The sequence below is a fragment of the Achromobacter sp. DMS1 genome (assembly GCF_001270295.1).
In genome coordinates this window covers 23165-30227 of record NZ_LHSJ01000016.1, presented here as the reverse complement: position 1 = coordinate 30227, position 7063 = coordinate 23165, and the positions used below count along the sequence as shown (strand labels likewise).

Annotated in this window: 6 protein-coding genes; all 6 read right to left on the bottom strand. The window is 69.6% G+C overall.

All coding sequences use genetic code 11. The annotated features are described in order from the left end of the window. Nucleotides 1–737, bottom strand: a 737-nt coding sequence (gene pdxY / locus AD428_RS03530; RefSeq protein ID WP_053244216.1) for a pyridoxal kinase, incomplete at its 3' end; no start/stop codon positions are given. Between the two features lie 207 nt (nt 738–944). Continuing rightward, entirely contained in the window at nt 945–2087 is a 1143-nt protein-coding gene (locus AD428_RS03520) for a YgeY family selenium metabolism-linked hydrolase (protein WP_053244214.1), read from the bottom strand. Nucleotides 2088–2135: 48 nt separating this feature from the next. Next, nucleotides 2136–3467 (bottom strand): MFS transporter, encoded by a 1332-nt coding sequence (locus tag AD428_RS03515; RefSeq protein WP_053244213.1) that lies wholly within the window; start codon nt 3465–3467, stop codon nt 2136–2138. 142 nt (nt 3468–3609) lie between these two features. Beyond that, entirely contained in the window at nt 3610–4563 is a 954-nt protein-coding gene (locus AD428_RS03510; protein WP_053244212.1) for an N-carbamoyl-D-amino-acid hydrolase, read from the bottom strand. 16 nt (nt 4564–4579) lie between these two features. Next, the gene (locus AD428_RS03505; RefSeq protein ID WP_053244211.1) at nt 4580–5818 is read right to left on the bottom strand and encodes a M20 family metallo-hydrolase; all 1239 of its coding nucleotides are present in this window, start codon (nt 5816–5818) and stop codon (nt 4580–4582) included. Then, on the bottom strand, nt 5815–7020 hold the full coding sequence (locus AD428_RS03500; RefSeq protein ID WP_369798685.1) for a diaminopropionate ammonia-lyase: 1206 nt from the start codon (nt 7018–7020) through the stop codon (nt 5815–5817). The genes AD428_RS03505 and AD428_RS03500 overlap by 4 nt, the downstream gene beginning before the upstream one ends. Nucleotides 7021–7063: the final 43 nt, after the last annotated feature.

The following is a 7063-nucleotide window of genomic DNA, read 5'->3' as shown; positions in this document are numbered from 1 at the left end:
TCCAGCACGCCGGCCGCCATGGCCGCCATGAACACGTCGCCCGTGCCGTGCACCGAAGGCGGAATGGCGATTTCCGGATGCGACACCACGACGGCGTCATCGCGCGTCACCACCACGAGCTGCAGCGCGCCTTGCGCCGAGGCCCGCGGCGCGGCGCTGGTCGCCACCACCCAGCGCGGACCCTGCGCGATGAGTCCGCGCGCCGCGGCGATCACCTCGTCCAGCGTGGCGAGCGGACGGCCGGCCAGCGTTTCCAGTTCGAAATGGTTGGGCGTCATGCCGTCGGCCAGCGGCACGAGCAGCTTGCGGTATTGCTCCACCAGCCCCGCATCCACGTACAGGCCGTCGTTGCTGTCGCCCAGGACCGGGTCGATGAACACGGGCAGGCCGGGCCTGGCCTGCCGCACGCGGGGCAGCCACCGGGCCAGCAGGTCCGCCTGCGCCGGATTGCCCAGGTAGCCGCAAACGATGGCGCGCGCCTGCGCGACGACACCCCGGTCCCACAGCCCCTGGAGCAGGCCCTCGAACCATTCGGCGGGCACCGCGCCGCCGTACAGGCTGGGATAGTGCGGCGTATTGCTCAGCACCACCGTGGGCACGGCCACGGCGCGGTAGCCCGCCTCGCGCAGCACCGGCAGCGCGGCATTGTTGCCCACGCAGCCGTAGACGACCTGCGACTGGATGGAAATGACGTCCACCCGGGCGGGCGTGGCGGGCGGCGCGGCGTTCGCGGTCATGCGGAAAACTCCTGGTGCGGATATGGCCAAAAACGGGATGATAGCCCCGAGGACCGCGGCCCGCCCGGGCGCAGCCCTATCGGCGCGGCGCAATCGCTGGACCCTCTGCTGGAAGAACTGGCGCCGCGGCAGGCGGGAATTCGAGCTGTTACGCCGCGCGTATGCCGGCCGGACCTTCGCCGAGCGCCTCGGAATCGCCCCAGGCGATCAAGCGCCCATCCGGCGGGCCAGCGCCAGGTAGATATCGCGCGCGCCCACGAGCTGCTCGACCGCGACGGACTCGTCTATGGTGTGCGCGTCTTCCTCGTTGCCCGGCCCCAGGCCCACCGTGGGAATGCCGCGCCGCCCCGCCGACTCCGAGCCGTTGGTGCAAAAAGGCCAACAGCCCACCGCGTCGTCCCTGCCGCACTCTCTCGCGGCCCCGCGCAGCGCCGCGAGCACGGGCGCATCGTCGGGACAGCGCCATGCCGGCAGCCAGCGCGGCGGCGCCGCCGACTCCCCTGTAAAGGCGCGCACCGGATCGGCGCTGATTTCCAGCGTGTAATCGCGCACCCCCACCCGCTCCAGGCACAGCCTGATCGGGCCGAGCACGTCGTGCTCGGTTTCTCCCGCGAGGGTGCGGCGGTCGAAACGCAGCGTCACGCCGCCCGGAACCATCGATATCGAGGGATACGGCTGCGACACCGCGTCCACCGGCACCAGCAGGGCCGGCCCCAGCACCGGGTCGGAAGGCAGGGGCAGAGATTCGAGGGCGAGCAGGGCCCGCGCCGCCGCATGCAGGGGGTTGCGCCCCACTTGCGGCGTCGCCGCATGGGCCGGCTTGCCGTGCAGCGTGAGCAGCACCTCCATGCGGCCTTTCTGGCCCGCCTTGATCCGCAGGCCCGACGGCTCGCAGATCACGACGGCCCCAGGCTGCACGGCGTCCAGCACCCGGGCCAGCGCATGGCCTTCGATGACTTCCTCCAGCACGCTCGCCGACACGGCGATCCTGCGCCGCAAGCCCTGGCGCGCCGCCGCGGCCACGCCGCAAATGGCCGCCGCGATACCGCCTTTCATGTCGGCGCTTCCCCTGCCGTACAGGCGGCCCCCGTGGATCACGCCGCCATAAGGGTCGAAACGCCAATGGCCGGTGACCGGCACCACGTCCATATGACCGTCGAACAGCAAGGCCACGTCTGCCTGCGCGGGCCCGGCATAGCCCACCACCGAACCGTTGGCGTCCGTCGTCACCTCGTCGAAACCCGCTTCGCGCATGGCCTGGGCAACCAGCCGCGCCATGCCGCCCTCCTCGCCGGACAGGCTGGGCGTGCGCACCATGGCCTGGGTCAGGGCCACTACATCCATCGTCATGGGAACTCCCGGTAGTTTGAAGCGGCCCCGGAAGGGGCCGCGTTGTCGTCAGCGATTGACCAATTCCCTGGGCACGCGGTAGACCAGCGCCGCCCCCAGCACCGTGAAACTCGCCAGGAAGTACATGCCCCAGTCGGTAGACCCGGTGAGATCCTTGATCCAGCCGATGACATAGGGGCTGATGAAGGCGGCCAGGCCGGCAAACGCATTGATGCCCGCAATCCCCGCCGCCGCGCTGCGTCCTTCGAGAAACGCGGTGGGCAGGCTCCAGAACAGCGGGGAGCACACCATGCAGCCGGCCGCCGCCACCGACAGCATCGCCACGGCCAGCGGCGGGTTGTGGCTGAACAGCGTACTCAGCGCCAGGCCCGCGCCGCCGACCAGGAACGGCGCGATCATGTGCCAGCGCCGCTCGCGCGTGGCGTCCGAATGGCGGCAGACCAGCACCATCGACACCACGGCGCAAATATTGGGCACGGCGGTAAGCAGCCCGATCTCGAGCAGCGACGACACGCCCGTGGAGCGGATTACCGAGGGAATCCAGAAGGCCAGCCCGGACAGGCTGGACACGGTGCAATAGCAGATGAGCGCCATGTGCAGCACGCGGCGGTCCTTGAAGAGCGTGAGCAGCGAGCCGTGCTCGGTCTTGGCCGACGCTTCGCCCGCCAGGTTCTCGGCCAGGCGCCGCTTGTCGCCGGGATCCAGCCAGCGCGCGTCTTCGATGCGATCGTCCAGGTACCAGAACACGGCCAGCCCGAGCAGCACGGAGGGCACCGCCTCGATGATGAACATCCATTGCCAGCCCGCCAGGCCGCGATGGCTGTGGAAAGCCTCCATGACCCAGCCCGACAGCGGCCCGCCCAGGATGCCGGCGAACGGCACGGCGGTCATGAACACGGCCACGATCTGGCCGCGCCGGTGCGAGGGAAACCAGTATGTCAGGTAGAGGATGATGCCGGGATAGAAGCCCGCCTCGGCCGCGCCCAGCAGAAAGCGCAGGATGTAGAACTGCGTGGGCGTGCGCGTGAGCGCCATCGCCGCCGAGATCAGGCCCCAGAGAATCATGATGCGCGCCAGCGTCTTGCGCGCGCCGATGCGGTGCATGAGCACATTGCTCGGCACCTCGAAAAGAAAATAGCCGATAAAGAAAATGCCCGCGCCCAGGCCGTACACCGTTTCGCTGAATTTCAGGTCGTCCAGCATCTGGAGCTTGGCGAACCCGACATTTACGCGGTCCAGGAATGCGGCGATATAGCAGATCATCAGGAAGGGCAGCAGCCGCCACGCCACCTTGCGATACAGGGCGTCGTCGCGCGCCGCCCGCGGATCCGTGTCCGCGGCCATGGGAGAGGCCGCGATGCTTTCGACTGAATGGCTCATTTTTTTCACCTTGGGGGTCTGGATTGGACCGAGCGCTTCCCTGCAGGCGCCGGCGGCGCCCGCATACTGTTGTTATGAAAAGGAAAACGCCGGAATGGAATGCGGCCGGCCGGACAGGCCCGCCGCGATGGCGCGCCGCAGGCTAGGCGGGGACCGCCGCCTGCGGCGCGGGTTCGACGGCGCCTCTGCGTTGCGTGATCAGCCCATAGGCTTCCGGCCTGCGGTGCCGCTCGAAGTTGAACGTGGTGCGCTTATACGAGAGGCAGAGATCCAGGTCGCAACGCGCCACCGCGAGTTCGTCGCCTTTCGTGGAGCACGCGGCGACGATTTCGCCCGACGGCGCGATGATGCAGCTTCCGCCTATCATTTCGCAGCCCTCTTCCTTGCCCGCCTTGGCCACGCCCACCACCCAGGTGCCGTTCTGGTAGGCGCCCGCCTGCATGACGAGGTGGTTGTGGAACATGGACAGATCGTCGTGCTCGGGAGCCGGCGGATTGTGCACCGGCGTGTTGTAGCCCAGCAGGATCATTTCCACGCCTTGCAGGCCCATCACGCGATAGGTCTCGGACCAGCGCCGGTCGTTGCACAACGCCATGCCCATCACGCCGCCGAACGCGCGCCACACGTCGAACGATTCGCCCGGCTCGAAGTAATGCTTTTCGAGGTGCTGGAAGGCCCGCCATGGCTCGTGCCCGGCATGGCCGGGCAGATGCACCTTCCGGTACTTGCCCACGATGCGGCCCTGCTGGTCCACCAGGATGGAGGTGTTGTAGCGGTGCTTCGCGCCCCGTTCGAAAGCCAGTTCCGCATAGCCCAGGTAGAAGCCCACGCCCAGCCTGGCGGCCGTCTCGAAGAGCGGCCGCGTTTCCGCCCCGGGCATTTCGCTTTCGTAGAAGGCGTCCAGCTCGGCCGGATCTTCCATGTACCAGCGCGGAAAGAAGGTGGTGAGCGCCAGCTCGGGAAACACGACAAGCCGGCAGCCCATGGCATGGGCCTGGCGCAGATGCTCGACGAGGCGCTGCACGACCTGGCGGCGCGTGTCGCTGCGCTGCACGGGCCCCAATTGCGCCGCGGCCACATTGATGAAACGTGACATGATTCCAGTCTCCAGTCTATTGTTCCGAAAGTTCGAGCATCAGATCGAGCAGCACGCCGGCGCCCGCCTCGATGTCCCTGTCGTGCGTGTATTCCTTGACGTTGTGCGACAGCCCGCCCACGCTGGGCACGAACACCATGCCCGTGGGGCACATGCGCGCCAGCATCTGGGCGTCGTGTCCCGCGCCGCTGGGCATGCGGCGCACGCGCAGCCCGCGCCGCCGCGCAATGGCCTCCACCCGCGCCACCACCGCCTCGTCGAACTCCACCGGCTCGAAGTCGGCCAGCACGCGATGGCTCACGCGCACGCCCTCTTCCCGCGCCGCCTGCCGCGCATAGGCCAGGCACGCCTCGATCGCGGCCCGCAGCGCCGCGCCGTCGGTATTGCGCAGGTCCAGCGTGAACACCGCGCGGCTGGGAATGACATTGACGAGATTCGGAAACAGATTCACCTGCCCCACGGTGGCGAGCTGCGCGCCGCCCGAGCGGCGGGCGAGATCCCGCGCGAAACACGCAATGCGCGCCGCCACCAGGCCCGCATCGCGGCGCAGCGCCATGGGCGTGGTGCCGGCATGGTTGGACACGCCTTCGACCGTGAACTCGATCCAGTGGATGCCCTGCACGCCCGTGACGGCGCCGATGGTGTCGCCCTCGTGCTCCAGCACGGGGCCCTGCTCCACGTGCAGTTCGACAAAGGCATGCACGCGGTTTCCGCCCACGGGCGCCGGTCCGTCGTAGCCGATGCGGCGCAGGTTCTCGCCGACGGTGGTGCCGTCCACGCCCACCGTGGCCAGCGCGTCCTCCAGCGCCAGGCCGCCCTGGAACACCAGGCTGCCCATCATGTCGGGCGCGAAACGCGCGCCTTCCTCGTTGGTGAAGAAGGCCACGGCCAGCGGCCGGCGGGTGACGATGCCCGCATCGTCCAGGGCGGCCATCACCTCCAGTCCCGCCAGCACGCCCAGGTTGCCGTCATAGCGGCCGCCGGTGCGGACCGTGTCGATGTGAGAGCCCGTCATCACCGGCGGGCCCGCTTCGCGGCCCGCGCGCACGCCCACCACATTGCCGATCCGGTCCACGCTGACCGCCAGGCCGAGTTCCCGCATCCATCCGCACACCAGGTCGCGCCCCAGCCTGTCTTCCTCGGACAGCGCGAGGCGGCTGACGCCCCCGCCTTCGATCGCGCCCACCTGCCCCAGCCGGGCGATGCGGTCCAGCAGACGGGGCAGGTCGATGCGCGGCTGCGCGCCGGCCGTCATGCCGGCGCTCCGATTTCTTCGGGTTGCCTGCCCACGATGCGGCGGTAAAGCCCGGGATCGGTGGCGCCTTCGCTGCCGAAGAACAGGACGCGGCTGGAGCCGTCCAGGCCCAGCGCCTGCCGCGCCGCGTCGTCGGCCAGCGCCGCCAGGCAGCCCGTCAGGCCCGCCACCGCGGATTCGCCCGCCACCAGCGGCGTGTCGCCGTAGCGTCCGGACGCCAGCAGGCGCACCGTGTCCAGCGCGGCCTCGTCGTCCACGGTAAGAAACGCCTGGGCCCCCGGCCGCAGGATTTCCCACGCCAGCAGCGACACCTCGCCGCAGGCCAGCCCGGCCATGACAGTATCCAGGTCGCCTTGCACCGCCACGGGCCTGCCCGCCTTGGCGCTTTCGAAAAGGCATGCCGCGCGGTCGGGCTCGACCACGATGAAGCGCGGCCGCTGCGGCCCCAGCGTTTCCCAGAAATGGGCGCATACGGCCGCCGCCAGGCCGCCCACGCCGCCTTGCAGGAAAACGTGCGTGGGCAGAGGCCCGCCGCCGGCCCGGATCTGGCTCAAAGCCTCGTCGGCCATGACGGCGTAGCCCTGCATCACGTCCTTCGGCACGTCCATGTAGCCCGGGTAGGAAGTGTCGGAGACCACGAAGCGGCCCAGGCGCGCGGCATCGGCCGCGGCTTCGCGCACCGAGTCGTCGTAATTGCCCGCCGTGCGCACCACCTGAGCGCCATAGCTTTCGATGGCCTGCTTGCGTCCTTCGCTCACCGTGGCGTGCACGTAGATGACGCAACGGCATCCGAAGCGTTGCGCGCCCCAGGCCACCGAGCGCCCGTGGTTGCCGTCGGTGGCGCAAGTGACGGTAATGGCCTGCGTGTGTTCGCGATGCTCGCCGGAGAGCAGATCGTCCACGGTCAGGTCGTCGCGGCCAAGCCGGGATCCCAGTTCGCGCAGCAGCAGCCGGCTCACCGCATACGCGCCGCCCAGCGCCTTGAAGCTGCCCAGGCCGAAGCGGCCCGCCTCCTGCTTGTACAGCATGCCGGCCACGCCCGCCGCCCGCGCCAGGCCGTCCAGGGCGTAAAGCGGCGTCGGGGCGTAGCCCGGCCAGCGCGCGATCTCCGCCTGCGCGAGCGCGTAGGCCGCGCGCCCAGCACCGCCTGCTGGGCGGGGCCGTAGGGCTGGGCGGCGTCGAACGCCGGATTGGAAGTCCAGCCTAGCCGGACGCGGGGAAGGATCTCTGCCACTTCAATCTCCT

What these genes read in the sequence shown, in the direction of transcription:
- AD428_RS03515 (WP_053244213.1), bottom strand. Translation starts at nt 3,467, where the DNA reads ATGAGCCATTCAGTCGAAAGCATCGCGGCCTCTCCCATGGCCGCGGAC.
- AD428_RS03520 (WP_053244214.1), bottom strand. Translation starts at nt 2,087, where the DNA reads ATGACGATGGATGTAGTGGCCCTGACCCAGGCCATGGTGCGCACGCCC.
- AD428_RS03510 (WP_053244212.1), bottom strand. Translation starts at nt 4,563, where the DNA reads ATGTCACGTTTCATCAATGTGGCCGCGGCGCAATTGGGGCCCGTGCAG.
- AD428_RS03505 (WP_053244211.1), bottom strand. Translation starts at nt 5,818, where the DNA reads ATGACGGCCGGCGCGCAGCCGCGCATCGACCTGCCCCGTCTGCTGGAC.